The sequence below is a fragment of the Lysobacter sp. TY2-98 genome (assembly GCF_003367355.1).
GTDB lineage: Bacteria > Pseudomonadota > Gammaproteobacteria > Xanthomonadales > Xanthomonadaceae > Cognatilysobacter.
Map to the genome: position 1 here is coordinate 2,674,871 of NZ_CP031413.1, position 16,964 is coordinate 2,691,834.

The window sequence follows — 16,964 nt, forward strand, 5'->3', positions numbered from 1 at the left end:
CATGGCGGAGGACAGCGGCAGCGGCGCGGCGCTGTACGCCAGCCACGTCATCAAGGACGGGGACAGTTTCCTCGTCGCGAACGGGCTGGGTGACGTCGAAGCGGCGGCGCACGGCCTGTTCCGGGACGACACGCGGCTGCTGTCGCGCTACGTGTTGCGCCTGGGCGATTCGCCGCCCGCGCTGCTGAGTGCGACGGTCACGCGCGACAACGTCTACTTCATCGCGCATCTGACCAACCGCGCGCTGCCGCCGCTGGGCGGCGTCGAATCGGCCAAGGGTCTGGTGCACCTGCAGCGCACGCGCTTCCTGCACCACGAGCGGCTGTACGAGCGCATCGCGCTGCGCAGCTACAGCGCCGAGCCGGTGCCGCTGCCGGTGACGATCGAGTTCGACGCCGACTTCGTCGATATGTTCGAAGTGCGCGGCTGTGAACGGCCGGCGCGCGGTCAACTCGATGCCCCCGTGGTCGGCGACGACAGCGTCCGCTTCAGCTATTACGGCCTCGACGGCCGGGCGCGCACCTCGGTGATCGCGTTCTCGCAGGCCCCGCAGGTGCTCGACGCGGGACGGGCGACATTTCTGATCGACCTCGCCCCCGATGCCCGCATCGACCTGTACATCGAGGTCGGCACCGAGCCCGATGCGACGCCGTCGCGCGCGCGTTTCCGCCATGCGGCAGGGCTCGCCCGCAAGCGCATGCGCGCGCGCCAGCGGCGCGGTGCACGCGTGACGTCGACGGGCCCGCTCTTCAATGCCTGGCTCAAGCGCTCGCGCGCCGACCTCGCGCTGCTCACCAGCGAACTCGAGAGCGGTCCGTATCCCTACGCCGGCATTCCCTGGTTCTCGACACCGTTCGGTCGCGATGCGGTGATCACCGCGCTGCAGACGCTGTGGCTGGATCCGGGGCTCGCCCGCGGCGTGCTGTCGTTCCTCGCGCGTCGCCAGGCCACGGACACATCGACGTTCCGCGACAGCGCGCCCGGCAAGATCATGCACGAGACGCGCAAGGGCGAGATGTCGGCGCTGGGCGAACTGCCCTTCGCGCTGTACTACGGCGGCGTCGACACCACGCCGTTGTTCGTGCTGCTCGCCGGCGCGTACGAACAACGCACGGCCGACATCGGCTTCATCAATGAACTCTGGCCGGCGCTGCTCGCCGCATCCGCATGGATCGAACGCGTCTGCGACGCGAACCCGCTCGGCCTGCTCGACTACGCGCGCGGCGAGGACAGCGGCCTGTCCAACCAGGGCTGGAAGGACAGCGAGGATTCCGTCTTCCACGCCGACGGGCGATTCCCGCGCGGACCGATCGCGCTCGTGGAGGTGCAGGGCTATGCGTACGCGGCGTTGCGCGAACTCGCGCGGCTTGCACTCACGCGCGGCGACGTGGCGCATGCCGATGCATGGGCCGCGCGTGCCGAACGCCTGCGTCGCACCGTTGAAGAACGGTTTTGGATGGACGACGAGCAGTTCTACGGCATCGCGGTCGACGGCGATTCGCAGCTGTGCGAGGTGCTGTCGAGCAATCCCGGCCACCTGCTCTACGTGGGCCTGCCCGATGCCGCGCGCGGTGAAGCGGTGGCGCGGCGCCTGCTCACTCCGATCTTCTACAACGGTTGGGGCATCCGCACGCTGGCGTCGGGTCAGCCGCGCTACAACCCGATGAGCTACCACAACGGCTCGGTATGGCCGCACGACACCGCACTCGCCGCCGCCGGCATCGCGCGCTACGGCCTGCGCGATGGCGCGATGACGCTGCTGCGCGGCGCGTTCGAATCGGCGACGCAGTTCGACATGCGCCTGCCCGAACTCTATTGCGGTTTCTCGCGCGCGCAGTCCGGCATGCCGGTCGCGTATCCCGTGGCCTGCCTGCCGCAGGCGTGGGCGGCGGGCTCGGCCTTCATGCTCGTGCAGGCCTGCCTGGGCGTGAGTGTCGACGGCTATCGCGGCGAGATCGTCGTCGACCGTCCGCGCCTGCCGCCGGGCATCGACGAGGTGCGCCTGGTCGATCTCGAGATCGGCAGCGCGCGCGTCGATGTGCAGTTCCGGCGCGTGCGCGACATGGTGGCGGTGTCGGTGGAAGGCGACGACGCGCATCGCGTCGCCCTGCGCGTGCGCCAGGACGCCCGTCGCTAGACTGGGGCGATGCCCGAACTGCCCGAAGTCGAGACCACGCGACGCGGCCTCGCGCCGCATGTCGAAGGCCGCCGCGTCACCGGTGTGACGCTGCGTCGGCCCGACCTGCGCTGGCCGATCCCGCCGGAGGTGTCCAACCTGCTGCCGGGCCAGCGCGTGGATGCGGTGCGGCGTCGCGCCAAGTACCTGCTGCTCGACACCGCCGCCGGCAGCGCACTGATGCACCTCGGCATGTCGGGCTCGCTGCGCGTGCTGCCCGCGGACACGCCGGTGCGCGCGCACGACCACGTCGACCTCGCGCTCGATTCCGGCCGCGTGCTGCGCTTCAACGATCCACGCCGCTTCGGCTGCCTGCTGTGGCAGTCGCCCGGCGAGACGCACGAGCTGCTGGCCGGGCTCGGCCCGGAGCCGCTGTCCGACGCCTTCGACGGCGACTGGCTGTTCCGCCTGTCCCGCGGACGCACCGCGCCGGTGAAGACCTTCCTGATGGACCAGGCGGTGGTGGTCGGCGTCGGCAATATCTATGCGGCAGAGGCGCTGTTCCGGGCCGGCATCTCGCCGTTGCGCGCGGCCGGCAAGGTGTCGCGTGAGCGCTATGCCCTGCTCGCCGACGCCGTGAAGGCCATCCTCGCCTACGCCATCGGCCGCGGCGGCACCACGCTGCGGGATTTCATCAGCCCGGACGGCGCGCCCGGCTACTTCGAGCAGGAACTGGCGGTGTACGGTCGCGGCGGCGAACCCTGCCGCACCTGCGGCCGGCCGCTCAAACAGGCGGCCATCGGACAACGCGCAAGCGTCTGGTGTCCGGCCTGCCAGCGCTGACCGCCGGTCGTGCGCGGCGCGCCTCCCATGCCTTCCGGCCCACGGTACCCCCGGGGGCCGGGCGTATAGTTCCTAAACGGAGGACGCACGCCATGACGGACGCCGCGGACATCACGAACTGGCTGGACGCCGCGCGCGATGGCAACCGCGAGGCGCTCGATCGCGTGCTGGGCACGCTCTACGACGAACTGCACGCCATGGCGCGTCGCCAGCTCGCCGGCCAGCAGGAACAGACCCTCGACGCGACGGCGCTGGTCCACGAGGCCTACCTCAAGCTCATCGGCAGCCACGGCGCGCAGTTCGGCGACCGTGCGCACTTCTTCGCGTATGCGGCCACGGCGATGCGCAGCGTCGTCGTCGATCACGTGCGCCAGCGCCTCGCGCAGAAGCGCGGCGGTGGGCTGGAGCGCGTCACCTCGATTCCCGAAGACGGCGAGGGGGCGATCCGTCTCGACGAAGACCTGCTCGCACTCGACGGCGCGCTCGACAAGCTGGCCGCGGTCGATCCGCGCCTCGCCCAGGTGGTCGAGCTGCGTTATTTCGGCGGCCTGTCCGAACTCGAGATCGCCGCGCTGCAGGATCGCTCCGAACGCTCCATCCGCCGCGACTGGCAGAAGGCGCGCATGTTCCTGCTCGCAAGCCTGGAAGGCGACGAGCAGGCGGCCTGATCCGTCGCGTCGCGCGGTCGCTGATCCATGGACCCGGCACGCTGGCTGCGCCTGTCGCCGCATCTCGACGAACTGCTCGAACTCGAGCCGTCCGAACGCGATGTGCGGCTGAGCCAGATCGCGAATGACGACGCCGCACTCGCCGCGGACCTGACCAAGATGCTCGCGCTGGAAGACGGCAACGCCGGCTTCCTCGCCGAACCGATCGTCGTTCCGAAAGCGCTGCTGAGCGAAGGCGGCGAGGTCGGACCGTATCGTCTGGAGAAACTGCTCGGCGAAGGCGGCATGGGCCAGGTGTGGCGCGCCTCGCGTGCGGACGGCCTGTACCAGCGGCGTGTCGCGCTCAAGCTGCTGCGCCCGGGTCTTGCCGACGAAACGCTGCGCCTGCGCTTCGCCCGCGAACGCCAGATCCTCGCGCGTCTCGCGCATCCGCACATCGCGGGGTTGCTCGACGCGGGCGTCAGCGCGGAAGGCGTGCCGTACCTCGCGCTCGAATACGTCGAGGGCGAGCCGATCACGCGCTACTGGCAGCGCCTGGACGTGCCGCTCGATGCGCGCCTGCGCATGTTCCGGCAGGTCTGCGCGGCGGTCAGCCATGCGCACGCCAACCTCGTCGTGCATTGCGACCTCAAGCCGTCGAACATCCTGGTGACGCAGGACGGCCAGGTGCGCCTGCTCGATTTCGGCATCGCGAAGCTGCTCGACGGCGCCAGCCCGCGCGGCGACAACACGCGCACCGGCACGCGCGCGTTCACCCTGCACTACGCCGCACCGGAACAGATCCGCGGCGCGCCGGTCACCACGATGACCGACGTGTATTCGCTCGGCGTCGTCCTGTACGAACTGCTGACCGGCACCAAGCCGTATCGCCTGAAGCGCCAGAGCGATGCGGAGTGGGAGGAAGCGATCCTCACGCACGATCCGGTGCGGCCCTCGCAGATGCTGTTGCGTCTTGCGGAAACGAAGCAGGGTGTCGAACGCCAGCAGTTGCGGCGCCGTGCACGTCGCCTGGTGGGCGATCTCGACAACATCGTGATGCGCACGCTCTGCAAGCCGCCGGAGCAGCGCTATCCGTCCGTCGAAGCGCTGAGCGAAGACCTCGCGCGTCATCTGGACGGCCGCCCCGTGCAGGCGCGTCCGCAGGGCCTGCTCTACATCGCGCGCAAGTACCTGCGCCGCCATCGCTGGGCGCTCGCGGGCACGACTGCCGCGATCGCCTTCATCGCGATCGCGGTCGGCGTGACGTGGCGACAGAGCCGCGAAGCCGTCGACGAAGCGCAGCGCGCGCAGGCGATGCGCGACTTCATCGCCGGCGTGTTCGAGAAGGCCGCGGAAACACGCGATGCCGGCGCGGTCGACCTGCGCACGCTGCTCGATGCGGCCGTCGAACGTGGCGACCGCGAACTCGCACGCGAGCCGGCGTCGCAGGCCGAGCTGTTCGGTCTCGTCGCGCGCCTGCGCATGGGCCTGGGCGACTATCCACAGGCCCTGGCGCTGCTCGAACGCCAACGCGGCCTGATCGAACACAACACCGACATGCCCGAAAGCCTGCGCATCGAAGCCAGCGCGCTGCGCGGCGACGTGTTGCGTCGCACGGGTAATCCGCGCGGCTGCGTGGCCGGCATGCGTCCGCTCGTGCCGCTGGCCGAGCGCCGGCAGCGCGCACTGCCGACGCCGGCGTCGGAATTCTTCTCCCAGCTCGGCCGCTGCGAACGCGCGCTCGGCGATCTAGGCCGCGCGCACGACCTGTTTGCACGCGCGCTGACGCTGCGCCAGTCGGTCGATGCGCCGGGGTCGGCGGTGGCGGAAATCGAAAGCCGTCTCGACCTCGCCACGCTGCAGGTGGACCAGGGCGAATTCGACGACGCGCTCACCACGTACCGCGAGGCGCGCGAACGTCTCGACGCCGAAGTCGGTGCGCGCCACCCGCTGCAGGTCGACATCGGCCGCCAGATCGCGACGGTCGAGCGGCGTCTGGGTCATCCCGGCCGCGCCGAGCGCGAACTCGTCGACACGCTTGCGACGGCGCAGGACGTGCACGGCGCGCAGCATCCGATCACCTTGCAGATCCGCCGCGAACTCGCCGACGTGCTGATCGACCAGTCGCGCTACCGCGACGCCGCGCTACCGCTGCGCACGCGGCACGCCGAACTCAGCGCGCGCCTGTCGGCGAACGATCCGGAGCTGCGCGACAGCCACCTGCTGCTGGCGCGCGTCGAATGGCAACTCGGTCGCCTGCCTGCCGCGCTTTCGTCACTGCAGACGGCGCTCGCGATCGATCGTCATCGCGGCGAACCGGAGGCGATCGCCGAAAGTCTCGCCGCGCAGGCGCAGGTGTTGTACGAAGCCGGACGCAGTGCGGAGGCGCGACCACTGCTGGAGGAAGCGCGCACGCTGCGCGTCGATCGCCATGGCGCGGCGGATGCGTCCGTCGCGGACATCGATCGCAGACTCGGCGATGTCGACGCTGCGTTGGGTGACGCGCGTGCGATTCCCGAACTCAGTCGCGCGCTGCATTTCCTTCGCCAGGGTTACGGTCCACGCGATCCGCGCACGCGCCTGGCGCAACTATCACTCGCGCGCGAACAGGCGTTGCAGGGCGATCCCGTCGCACTCCGCCTGCTCGACGTGCTCGCCGCGTCCGGCAAGGGCTACGTGCGGCCGCAGCCGTTCGCGTGGCGCGCGGCCGGCTACGCGGATGCGGTGCGCTGTGCCGGGCGTCCGCGCTCGGCGGGGGCACGCCATCTCGATCATCTGGTCGAGGCCGTGCGCGTCGCACAGCCCGACGGCAGCGTCACCCTGCGCGAACTCGAGCAATTGCGCCGCCAGTGCCAGCGCCCGGCCGTGCAGGTGCACGGTGACCTCGGCTGAGCGTCAGGTGCGCTCGAACGGCAGCGGCACCTGCATGGGCTCGATCGTGGCGTCGCCGCGCATCACCGACTTGAACTGCGCACGGGACACCGAAACGTAGCGCTCGTTGCCGCCGATCTCGACCTGCGGGCCGTCCTGCACCGCGCGGCCGTGTTCGTCGACGCGCACGGTCATGGTCGCCTTCTTGCCGGTGTGGCAGATCGTCTTGATCTCTTCGATCTCGTCCGCCCAGGCGAGCAGGTACTGGCTGCCTTCGAACAGCTCACCGCGGAAGTCGGTGCGCAGGCCATAGCACAGCGTCGGAATGCGCAGGCTGTCGACGATCTCGGTGAGCTGCCAGACCTGTGCCCGGGTCAGGAACTGCGCCTCGTCGACCAGCACGCAGTGCAATGGCCCATGCGCCTCGATGTCGGCGCGGATGCAGCGTTCCAGATCGTCGTCGCGCGAGAACGCGATCGCCTGCGACGACAGACCGATGCGCGAGGCCACGACGCCGCGCCCGGCGCGATCGTCCAGCGCGGGCGTCAGGATGAACGTGCGCATGCCGCGCTCCGCGTAGTTGTGCGCGGACTGCAGCAGCGTGGTGGTCTTCCCGGCGTTCATCGCCGAGTAGTAGAAGTACAGCTTCGCCATGGCGTCATTTTAGGCGGTCGACGCACGCCGCCGCACGCCTGACCGCATTCAGGCGATGGGATCGGCCTCGGGCACAATACGCGGCCCGCAGGTGGTGTCCATGCACGGTCTCAATCCCCAGCAACGCGCCGCCGTCGAGCACTGCGACGGCCCGCTCCTCGTCCTCGCCGGCGCAGGCTCCGGCAAGACGCGCGTCATCGTGGAGAAGATCGCGCACCTGATCGCGACGGGCCGCATGCCGGCCAAGCGAATCGCGGCGATCACGTTCACCAACAAGGCCGCGAAGGAAATGCGCGAGCGCGTCGCCAAGCGCATCAAGGGCGATGCCGCGGAAGGCCTGACCATCTGCACCTTCCACGCGCTGGGTCTCAAGTTCCTGCAGATCGAGCATGCGAAGGCGGGGCTGCGTCGCGGCTTCTCGATTTTCGACGCGGACGACACGGCGGCGCAGATCAAGGACCTGCTACCCGCGGGCAGCAAGCCGGACGCCATCGACGCGGTGAAGAACCTGATCTCGCGCGCGAAGAACGCAGGTCTGTCGCCCGAAGAAGCCATGCGCGAAGCACGCGCGCCGCGCGAAGTCGAAGCCGCGACCATCTACGAGCTCTACCAGGCGCGCCTCAACAGCTTCAACGCGGTCGATTTCGACGACCTGATCCGCCTGCCGGTGCAGTTGCTCGAGGCCGACGAGGACATGTGCCTGGCGTGGCGCGAGCGCATCGGCTACCTGCTCGTCGACGAATGCCAGGACACCAACGACGCGCAGTACCGTTTGCTGAAAGCGCTCGCCGGCCCGCGCGGGTTGTTCACCTGTGTGGGCGACGACGACCAGTCGATCTACGCCTGGCGCGGTGCGAACCCGGACAACCTGCTGCAGCTCAGCACCGACTATCCAACGCTGCGCATCGTCAAGCTCGAACAGAACTACCGCTGCAGCAACCGCGTCCTGCGCGCGGCGAACACGCTGATCGCGAATAACCCGCACGAGCACTTGAAGACGCTGTGGTCCGACCAGGCTGACGGCGAGCGCATCCGCATCTGGGAATGCCGCGAGTCTGGCCACGAGGCCGAACGCATCGCGGCGGAGATCCAGTTCATCGCGGCGTCCACGCGCTCGCCGTGGAGCGACTTCTGCATCCTGTTCCGCGGCAACTTCCAGAGTCGCGCGCTGGAGAAGGCTCTGCAGCTGCAGCGCGTGCCGTATCACCTGTCGGGCGGCACGGCGTTTCTCGACCGCGGCGAAGTCAAGGACGTGCTGAGCTGGCTTCGCCTGCTCGCCAATCCCGATGACGACGCCGCATTCCTGCGTGCCGTGCAGGCGCCCAAGCGCGAGGTCGGCGCGGGCACGCTGGCCAAGCTCGCCGAACTCTCGGCGCAGGCGCACATGCCGATGGCGCGGGCGATCGAGAACGTCGGCGCGCTCAAGCAGTTGCCGCCGCGTGCGGCGAATGCGTTGGATTCGTTCGCCACGCTGGTGCGCCAGTTGCGCGCGAAGTCCGCGGTCGTGACGCCGGCGGAGCTGGTGAGCGAAGTCGCCGAACGCAGCGGGCTGCTCGCCTCGGTGCGTGCGCAGTGCAAGGACGAGGCGTCGTACCAGCGTCGCAAGGGCAACCTCGACGAGCTCGCCGGCTGGTTCGAAGGCGCGCGCAACGCGGGACCGGGCGAACTCGCGGCGCAGCTCGCGCTGCTCTCGCATGCCGACAAGGGCGAGGCCGGCAACCAGGTGCGGCTGATGTCGCTGCACGCGGCCAAAGGCCTGGAGTTCCGCTACGTCTTCATCGTCGGCATGGAGGACGGCACGCTGCCGCACGAGGCCTCGTTGGACGAAGGCCGCCTCGACGAGGAACGCCGGCTGCTCTACGTCGGCATCACCCGTGCGAAGGAACGCCTGTGGCTGTCGTATTCGAAGACGGCGCAGCGCTGGGGCGAAGTGTTGCGGCTCAAGCCCAGCCGTTTTCTCGACGAACTGCCTGCCGCGGAGATCCAGCGCGACGGCGCCGACCCGGTGGTCGATGCCGAGAACAAGAAAGCCCGCGCGGATGCGGGCTTCGCGGCGATCAAGGCCTTGCTCGAAGGGTGAGCGCGCCGCAATGAAGAAGGGCGGCCGTGGCCGCCCTTCTCTTCACGCCCCGTCAGAACTGCACGGAGACCTTGGCGTCGAGGCGGTGATCGCTGGCTTCATCGCCGTACTGGCCGCTGTAGCCGAGCTCGACCAGCGTCTGCGGGCTCAACCACGCGCCGATGCCGGCTTCCGCCGTCCATGCGTTGTCGACGAGCGTCGCGCCGTGCACCACGAAGGCGCCGCCACCGTTCCACATCGCCGTCGTCGGCGAGTCCAGGTCACCCGAGGCGTGGCGGTAACCGACGCCGCCGCGCAGCTGGAACCAGCCCGGCGTCTGGCCGCTGCCCGTCGGCATCACCGCGAAGCGCACGCCGGCCGATGCGAGGTTGACGCGGCTGTCCCCGTCGACCGTCAACGCCGCGCTGCCGCCCGTCTCGGTGAAACGATCCGAATCCACGCGCACCTGCGCCAGCTGGCCGTAGGGTTCGACCGACCAGGCCGCCGAGCCGAAGCGATAGCTGCCTTCGACGAACGCCTGCGTGGTGCGGGCGTCGTAGTCCGACGTCAGCGTCTGGTCGACATCGGCGAATGCGACACGGCGACGCATGTCCACCGCATGGCTGGACCACGCGATACCGCCGTGGAGGGCGACCGGCCCGACGAAACCGCCGCCGTACAGCGCGACGTGACGATCGTTGGTATCGCCGCGGCTACCGCGCGCGGGGACCGCTAGATCTTCGCGGCTGCTGCCCAGCAAACCGCCGATCGTCCAGTTGCCCGCGAACGCATGGTCGGCGCCGACAAAGATGCCGCTGCCCTGCGCGTCGATCCGCGCGGCGTTGCCGTCGGCGTCGACGTGGCCGTCGGTCGCCATCCCCTGCGCCCACAGCGACGTCGCGCCGTCGGCACTCTGGTCCGGCGCCGCCTGCGAGAGGCCGCGCGAGAGCGCCGCATCACGGACATGACGGCTCGCGTCGATCAGCACCCCACGCGTGCTCGCATGCGCTTCGCCGCTGAGTGCGTCGAACGCCGGCTGCGCCTGCGCGGGGAACAGCTGTGTCAGCGACGTGAGCAGCGGGTTCGACATGGCGGTGGCGTCGGCCGCCGCACCAACCTGGCGCTGGTTCCACGTCGCGCCCGCGTCCGCGAGGGCCATGCCGCGCACGACGTTGATGCCGACCGCGGTGGGTGCGTACGCGAGATCGAAACGCAGGAACGGCGAGAACGCGCCGCGATCCACCGTCTGGAACTGACCGGCGACGCCGCTGTTCGCGGTGAGCAGGGTGTATTGCTGACCCAGCAGGTAGGTGCCCGGCGCGCCGAGCAGGCGCACGGTACCGCCTTGCAGCACGGCGTTGCCGTCGACCGCGATGCGGTCCGATGCGCCGTTCGCGCCGAGTTCGGCGTCGAAGAACGAGCCCACACCCTGCACGTAGGTGCCGTTGACGTGCAGCGTGCCGATGCTGTTGCCCGGCGCGATGGTGCCGTAGACAGACAAGCCATCGAGCGCGCCGTTGCCGCCGATGCGGCCGCCGGCGTTGACGCGCGTCGCTGCGCCCGACACCGCGCCGTTGATCGTCGCCACGCCGTTCGCGTTGACGGTCAGCGCGCTGCCGTCGAGCCGGCCACCCAGCAGCAACACGCCACCGTCGACATTGGTCGCGGCGGTGAGCGTGTTGTCGCCGGTCAGTTCGAGCACGCCCTGCTTCACCGTGGCGCCGGCAAACGCGTTGTCGCCCGACAGGCGCAGCCAGCCGATGCCTGACTTGGTCAGGCGACCCGGGCCGCCGATGTCGTTGGTCCAGTCGTCCCACGCGAGGCCCGACCACGTCTGGATGCCACCTGCGCGCGTGTTCATGACCACGTCGGTGTCGACGCGCAGCAGCCCCGGGCCTTCGATCGCCTTCTTGAGATCGATCAGGCCCCAGCCGTAGATATCGTCGACACCGGCATCGCCGAGGTCGGTGGCCGTGGTGAGCAGGACATCACGGACCTGAGGATTGTCGAGGTACGGGAATCGCTCCATCAGCAGCGCGAGCGCACCCGTGACGTGCGGCGCTGCCATCGACGTACCGGTCATCAGGCCGTAGTCGTATTCCGGGTTCTCGCCGGTGACGTCGAGGCCGATGACGTTGCCGTCCTCGTCGCGCACGACCAAGCCCTCGATGGAGCCGCTGACGACCGTCGACCCGATGTCAGTGCCCGGCGCAGCCACGCACCAGTCCTTGCTCAGGCCGCAGATGCTGGAGCTCGAATCGATCTCGCCGGTTTCATTGATGTTGACGACGCTCACCCAGTACTTCTCGAGCCCGTCGACGTAGCGCGGCAGCGTGGCGTAGATGCCCGCGATGTCGCCACTGTTGTTGCCCGCGGCGAAGACCTGAAGGATGTGGTCGTTGAGCGACGGATCAGCGTAGGTCTGGAAATACTCCGGCACGCCGTCGAGGCTGTACAGCTCGTCCATGTCCGCAGCGGTGTTCGGCTCGCTCGACAGGCCCCAGCTGTGATTGATCGCGCGAACGCCCTGCGCGGCCATCTGCGCGTACATGCTCTGCACGGCGCTGCTGTCGGGACCGATCGCGTAGTTCTGCCCGCTGGGGTCGCCCAGTAGCGCGAACAGATCCTGATAGGTGTTCGAGAACAGGCGCGAGGCGCTGAAGTCGGCACCGAACGCCACGCCCTGCGTGCCGTTGCCGTCGCGATTGGCGGTCATCGTGCCGGCGACGTGCGTGCCGTGCGTGCCGTAATGGAAGCCGGCCAGCGACTCGAGATACTCCGGCACCCAGTCGTAGAAGTAGCCGATGTCGGTGAGGTACTGGACCAGCGCGCGATCGTCGTCGGTGTACTCGAAGTAGTCGATGGCGACGCTGCCGCCGTCAGAGCTGAAGCACGCGTCCGGGCCGGCGAGTGCGGTCGTGTTGGCGCAGGCCACGCCGTCGCGCATCAGGTCGGCGATATGGATGCTGCGCGTCTGCTTGCCGGCGAATTCGTTGTGACCGAGTGCGACACCGCTGTCGAAGATCCCGAGTCGCACGCCGCGGCCGGTCAGGCCCCGCGCGTAGGCGTACTGCGCGTTGATCGCGGCGAGGCCCCAGTCCGCATTGAATTCTTCGGTCAACCAGCTGTCCGGATTCCCGGTACGGCCGGGGTCGGCGGGTGCCTGTTGGGCAGCGACCGGCAGCGACACGCCGACGGCAAGAGTGGCGACGACAGCACACGACAGCAACGAGCGCGCGAGCCCGGCGCGGGCGGCACGCGTGGAACGAGTCTTCATGGATTCCCCGGTCTAAATCGAACGGTCCGCCCCTGCGGCCGGACCTCATTCCGCGACCTGCGTCACGGGCAGGCAGCTGTATACGGCAGCCTTGGCCGGATTGTCGAGTGCAATGCGTTTTATCGGCAACGTGGTTCAGGCCGCCCGCGATTGCGGCGCTCATGCAACGGTGACACGAAGGCGACCGCAGCTAAATCAACAGGTTACAAAGCATATTCCGCCTGTTGCATTAGCAATAACGCTTTATTAAGCTGGCGGCGTCCGGTTCGACCCGGCACTGTCCAATTGTTGTTGTCCCGCCGGCTCCGGCCGGGTTTTCGGGGAGGCCTTATGGCCTCCTTTTTCTTTTTCCGCGATCGCCAGGGATCCGGCGCCCCCAGACCGAGCGGTTATCCGGCCTTCCCGGCCCGGTGAACACGCTTGGGCATAATGCCGGCGATGGCCCAACAGACGCCCCTGCCGTTACCGGACGCCCAGCCGCCCGCGAACGGCGACGACACGACGCCTCCCGCTCCGACCGCGCCTACGGGCGACGGGATCGAAGCCGAGCCCGCGCGCGCGATCGACCCCGCCCAACCCGACCTCCCCATGCCCGGCGCCGGCCGCGGCGACGGTCCCGCGCCGCGCCCGTCGCGCCCGCCCTCGCGTCCCCTGTGGGCGCGCGTGCTGGAGCGGATCATGGCGCCTTGGGTCGCGCTCAAGATCGAGCCGGCCTCGCCGGCCGAGCACGTGCCCGACTGGAACGGACGCCCCGTCTGCTACGTACTCGAGGACTACGGCCTCTCCAATGCCCTGATCCTCGATCGCGCCTGCCGCGAGGCCGGGTTGCCGTCGCCGCTGACGCCGCTGCCGGGCGATCCCACCGGTCGCGGTCGCGCCTACGTCGCGCTGTCGCGTCGCAACGTCGGGCCGATCGCGCCGCTGCCGAACATCCCGGGTGTGCTCGAACGCCCGCGCGTCGAGAACGGCAAGTCGCATTCGGAATCGCTGGCGCGCCTGATCGAGGCGCACCGCAGCGATGCCTCGCTCGACGTGCAGCTGGTGCCGGTGTCGATCTTCGTCGGCCGCGCGCCGGAGAAGACGACGGGCTGGTTCTCGGTGCTGTTCTCCGAGAACTGGCAGCTGGTCGGTCGCTTCCGCCGCCTGCTGTCGATCGCGCTCAACGGCCGCGAAACCTACGTGCGCTTCGCGCCGCCGGTGTCGCTGCGCACGATCGTCGACGAAGGCCTGCCGCCGGAACGCACAGTGCGCAAACTGTCTCGCGTGCTGCGGGCGCACTTCCGACGCATCCGCAGTGCGGTGATCGGACCGGATCTGTCGACGCGCCGTCTGCTGGTCGATCGTGTGCTTGCCGCGCCGACCGTGCTCGACGCGATCGCCGACCAGGCGCGTCGCGACAACAGCAGCATGGCCGATGCGTGGAAGAAGGCGCACGCGCTCGCGTACGAGATCGCGGCCGACTATTCGCATCCCGTGGTGCGCTCGGTGAGTTTCCTGCTCGCGCCGGTGTGGAACCGCATCTATCGCGGCGTGCTCGTCCATCACCTGGACCGACTGAAGGAAGACGCGCCGGGCCATGAAGTCATCTATGTGCCCTGCCACCGCAGCCACATGGATTACCTGCTGATCAGCTACCTGCTGTACACGCGGGGGATCGTGCCCCCGCATATTGCAGCGGGCGTCAATCTCAACCTGCCCGTCGTCGGCACGCTGCTGCGCAAGGGCGGTGCGTTCTTCCTGCGACGGTCGATCCGCGGCAGTGCGCTGTATTCCGCAGTGTTTTCCGAATACCTCGCGCAGCTGGTCGCCGGCGGTTATTCGATCGAGTACTTCATCGAGGGTGGCCGCTCGCGCACCGGTCGCCTGCTGCAGCCCAAGGGCGGCATGATCGCCATGACGCTGCGCGCCTACCTGCGCGCGCCGACCCGTCCGGTGCTGTTCCAGCCGGTCTACATCGGCTACGAGAAGCTGATGGAAGGACGCAGCTATCTCGACGAGCTCTCCGGCAAGCCGAAGGAGAAGGAATCGATCTGGCAGCTGCTGATGGGCATTCCCAAGGTGCTCGGAAGCAACTACGGCCAGGTGGTGGTGAACTTCGGCCAGCCGATCCGCCTCGCGGACGTGCTCGCGGAAAAAGCGCCCGACTGGGACGGCAAGCCCGTGCCCGAAGACGCGAAACCGTCGTGGCTCAACGACACCGTCGACACGCTGGCCGATCGCATCCAGATCAACGTCAACGGCGCGGCAGACGTCAATCCGATCAACCTGCTCGCGCTTGCGCTGCTGTCGACGCCCAAGCACGCGATGAGCGAAGTCGACCTGCTCGAGCAGATTGCGCTGAGCAAGAAGCTGCTCGCGCAGCTGCCGTATTCGGACCGCGTCACCGTCACGCCGCACACGCCCGAAGAGATCATCGCGCACGGCGAGGAGATCAACGTCCTCGTACGCGTGAAGCATCCGCTGGGCGACGTGCTGGAAGTCGACGACGAGAAGGCGGTGCTGCTCAGCTACTTCCGCAACAACGTGCTGCACCTGTTCACCGCGGCGGCGTGGGTCGCGTGCTGCTTCCAGCACAACCGCCGCATGACGCTGTCGTCGGTGCTGCGCCTGGGCCGCAGCGTGTATCCGTTCCTGCAGAGCGAACTGTTCCTGCCGTGGAGCGAGGACGACTTCGCCGAGCGTCTGCGCGCGACCGTCGACCTGTTCCAGGCCGAAGGCCTGCTGCGTCGTCGCGACGACGACGATCCGGAACAGCTGTCGCGCAGCGCCAGTCAGTCCGACGAGGTGTTCCGTCTTCGTGCGATCGGCCACTCGCTGCAGCAGGCGTTCGAGCGCTACTACATCGCGATTTCGGTGCTGGTGAAGAACGGTCCGGGCACGCTGAGCGCCGGCGAACTGGAGACGCTCTGCCACCTCGCCGCGCAGCGCCTGTCGCTGTTGTACGCACCGGCCGCGCCCGAGTTCTTCGACAAGTCGCTGTTCCGCGGCTTCATCGCCAAGCTGCGCGAGCTGCGCATGGTGTGGGCCGACGAGAACGGCAAGCTCACCTTCGACGCGCGCCTCGACGCCTGGGCCCGGGACGCGAAGTTCATCCTCGGCCGCGAGCTGCGGCATTCGATCGAGAAGGTCAGCCCGGAGGCGGCCGAGGCCGCGAAAGCGTCGGCGACGAAAGCCGCGTCCTGATCCGCCGTGCGACCCGGCGTGATGCCGTGGTCGCGCGTTCGCAGTCGCGCGTCGTGCCCGGAAAGGATGGGCAAGCCGTCGCTACGCAGGCTCGTCCGGGATCAGCGCCGACTCCAGCCGCGCGATCGCGTCCTTCAGCTGGAGCTTGCGCTTCTTCAGCCGGGTGACGGCGAGTTCGTCGCGGACGGCCGCGTGGCCCAGGCCGTCGATGGCGAGGTCGAGATCGCGATGCTGCTCGCGCAGGTCGGCGAGCTGGCGGGCGATGTCGGCGGGGCTTCGGCCGTCGGTCATGCGTCCAGCTTAGCCCGTGAGCGCGACCGGCAGCGAGCGCAGCCGACGTCCGATGCCGTCAGGCCGTGCGACGGCCGGCCCGTAGAATGGCGTGCATGAGTACCGTCGTTCCGATCATCCCGCTGCCCGAACCGCTGCCGCCACGCGCCAAGCGCGCGCAGCACGAGGCCAACAAGCTCGCCAAGCGCCTGCGTCACCAGGTCGGCCGGGCGATCGCCGACTTCGGCATGATCGAAGACGGCGACAAGGTGATGGTCTGCCTGTCCGGCGGCAAGGACAGCTACACCATGCTCGACATCCTTCTGCAGCTGCAGAAGAAGGCGCCGGTGAAGTTCGAGCTGGTCGCGGTGAATCTCGACCAGAAGCAGCCCGACTTTCCGGAACACGTGCTGCCGGCGTATCTCGAGTCGATCGGCGTGCCGTACAAGATCCTCGAGCAGGACACGTATTCGGTCGTCACGCGCGTCGTGCCGGAAGGCAAGACCATGTGCTCGCTGTGCTCGCGCCTGCGCCGCGGCGCCCTGTACACGTATGCCGAGCAGGAAGGCTTTACCAAGATCGCACTCGGTCACCATCGCGACGACCTCGTCGCGACGTTCTTCCTCAACCTGTTCTTCCACGCGAAGCTGTCGGGCATGCCGCCCAAGCTGCAGAGCGACGACGGCAAGCACGTGGTGATCCGCCCGCTCGCGTATTCGAAGGAAGAGGACATCGCGGCCTACGCGGACGCGAAGGCGTTCCCGATCATTCCGTGCAACCTCTGCGGCTCGCAGGAGAACCTGCAGCGCAAGCAGGTGAAGCGGATGATGGATGCGTGGGAGCAGGAATCGCCCGGTCGCATCGAGACCATGGCGCGCGCGCTCGGCGACATCCGCCCGTCGCAGCTGTCCGATACGAAGCTGTTCGACTTCCTCGCGCTCGGTCGACACGGCGATGCGCCCTTGCCCGATGCGCATGCTTGGCTCGCCGGCGAACCGCACGACGCGCGCGACGACTGAGCGCGACGCGTTTTCCGACCCGACA

The 16,964-nt window shown here is 68.8% G+C and carries 10 protein-coding genes; 7 read left to right on the top strand and 3 right to left on the bottom strand.

The genetic code is table 11. The annotated features are described in order from the left end of the window. The first annotated feature begins 1 nt into the window (after position 1). The 4 genes from DWG18_RS13065 (at position 2) to DWG18_RS13080 (ending at position 6,498) form a co-directional block, all read left to right on the top strand. A complete protein-coding gene (locus DWG18_RS13065; RefSeq protein WP_115647594.1) occupies positions 2–2,137 on the top strand; it encodes an amylo-alpha-1,6-glucosidase in 2,136 nt (711 codons plus the stop codon). Between the two features lie 9 nt (positions 2,138–2,146). Beyond that, positions 2,147–2,959, top strand: a complete 813-nt coding sequence (gene mutM / locus DWG18_RS13070) for a bifunctional DNA-formamidopyrimidine glycosylase/DNA-(apurinic or apyrimidinic site) lyase (RefSeq protein WP_115647595.1) — start codon at positions 2,147–2,149, stop codon at positions 2,957–2,959. Positions 2,960–3,051: 92 nt separating this feature from the next. Next, complete coding sequence (locus DWG18_RS13075) at positions 3,052–3,627, top strand: ECF-type sigma factor (protein ID WP_115647596.1); 576 nt, start codon at positions 3,052–3,054, stop codon at positions 3,625–3,627. A 27-nt stretch (positions 3,628–3,654) separates the two neighbouring features. Beyond that, positions 3,655–6,498 (top strand): serine/threonine-protein kinase, encoded by a 2,844-nt coding sequence (locus DWG18_RS13080; protein WP_115647597.1) that lies wholly within the window; start codon positions 3,655–3,657, stop codon positions 6,496–6,498. 3 nt (positions 6,499–6,501) lie between these two features. Here the strand turns inward: DWG18_RS13080 and DWG18_RS13085 are convergent, their stop codons facing one another. Then, positions 6,502–7,131: a thymidine kinase gene (locus DWG18_RS13085; RefSeq protein ID WP_115647598.1), complete on the bottom strand. Its 630-nt coding sequence runs from the start codon at positions 7,129–7,131 to the stop codon at positions 6,502–6,504. A gap of 100 nt (positions 7,132–7,231) precedes the next feature. Between DWG18_RS13085 and DWG18_RS13090 the strand changes: the two genes are divergently transcribed. Beyond that, on the top strand, positions 7,232–9,211 hold the full coding sequence (locus DWG18_RS13090; RefSeq protein ID WP_115647599.1) for a UvrD-helicase domain-containing protein: 1,980 nt from the start codon (positions 7,232–7,234) through the stop codon (positions 9,209–9,211). A gap of 52 nt (positions 9,212–9,263) precedes the next feature. On the opposite strand, the gene DWG18_RS13095 is transcribed toward DWG18_RS13090, so the two are convergent. Next, positions 9,264–12,467, bottom strand: coding sequence for an autotransporter serine protease (locus DWG18_RS13095; protein WP_115647600.1), 3,204 nt, complete (start codon positions 12,465–12,467; stop codon positions 9,264–9,266). Between the two features lie 429 nt (positions 12,468–12,896). Between DWG18_RS13095 and plsB the strand changes: the two genes are divergently transcribed. After that, the gene (gene plsB, locus DWG18_RS13100; protein ID WP_115647601.1) at positions 12,897–15,650 is read left to right on the top strand and encodes a glycerol-3-phosphate 1-O-acyltransferase PlsB; all 2,754 of its coding nucleotides are present in this window, start codon (positions 12,897–12,899) and stop codon (positions 15,648–15,650) included. Positions 15,651–15,731: 81 nt separating this feature from the next. Here the strand turns inward: plsB and DWG18_RS13105 are convergent, their stop codons facing one another. Continuing rightward, positions 15,732–15,941 carry a YdcH family protein gene (locus DWG18_RS13105; protein ID WP_115647602.1) on the bottom strand — a complete coding sequence of 70 codons (210 nt, stop codon included), beginning with the start codon at positions 15,939–15,941 and terminating at the stop codon, positions 15,732–15,734. A 95-nt stretch (positions 15,942–16,036) separates the two neighbouring features. On the opposite strand from DWG18_RS13105, the gene ttcA reads away from it, so the two are divergent. Beyond that, the gene (gene ttcA, locus DWG18_RS13110) at positions 16,037–16,939 is read left to right on the top strand and encodes a tRNA 2-thiocytidine(32) synthetase TtcA (protein WP_115648187.1); all 903 of its coding nucleotides are present in this window, start codon (positions 16,037–16,039) and stop codon (positions 16,937–16,939) included. Positions 16,940–16,964 lie beyond the last annotated feature (25 nt).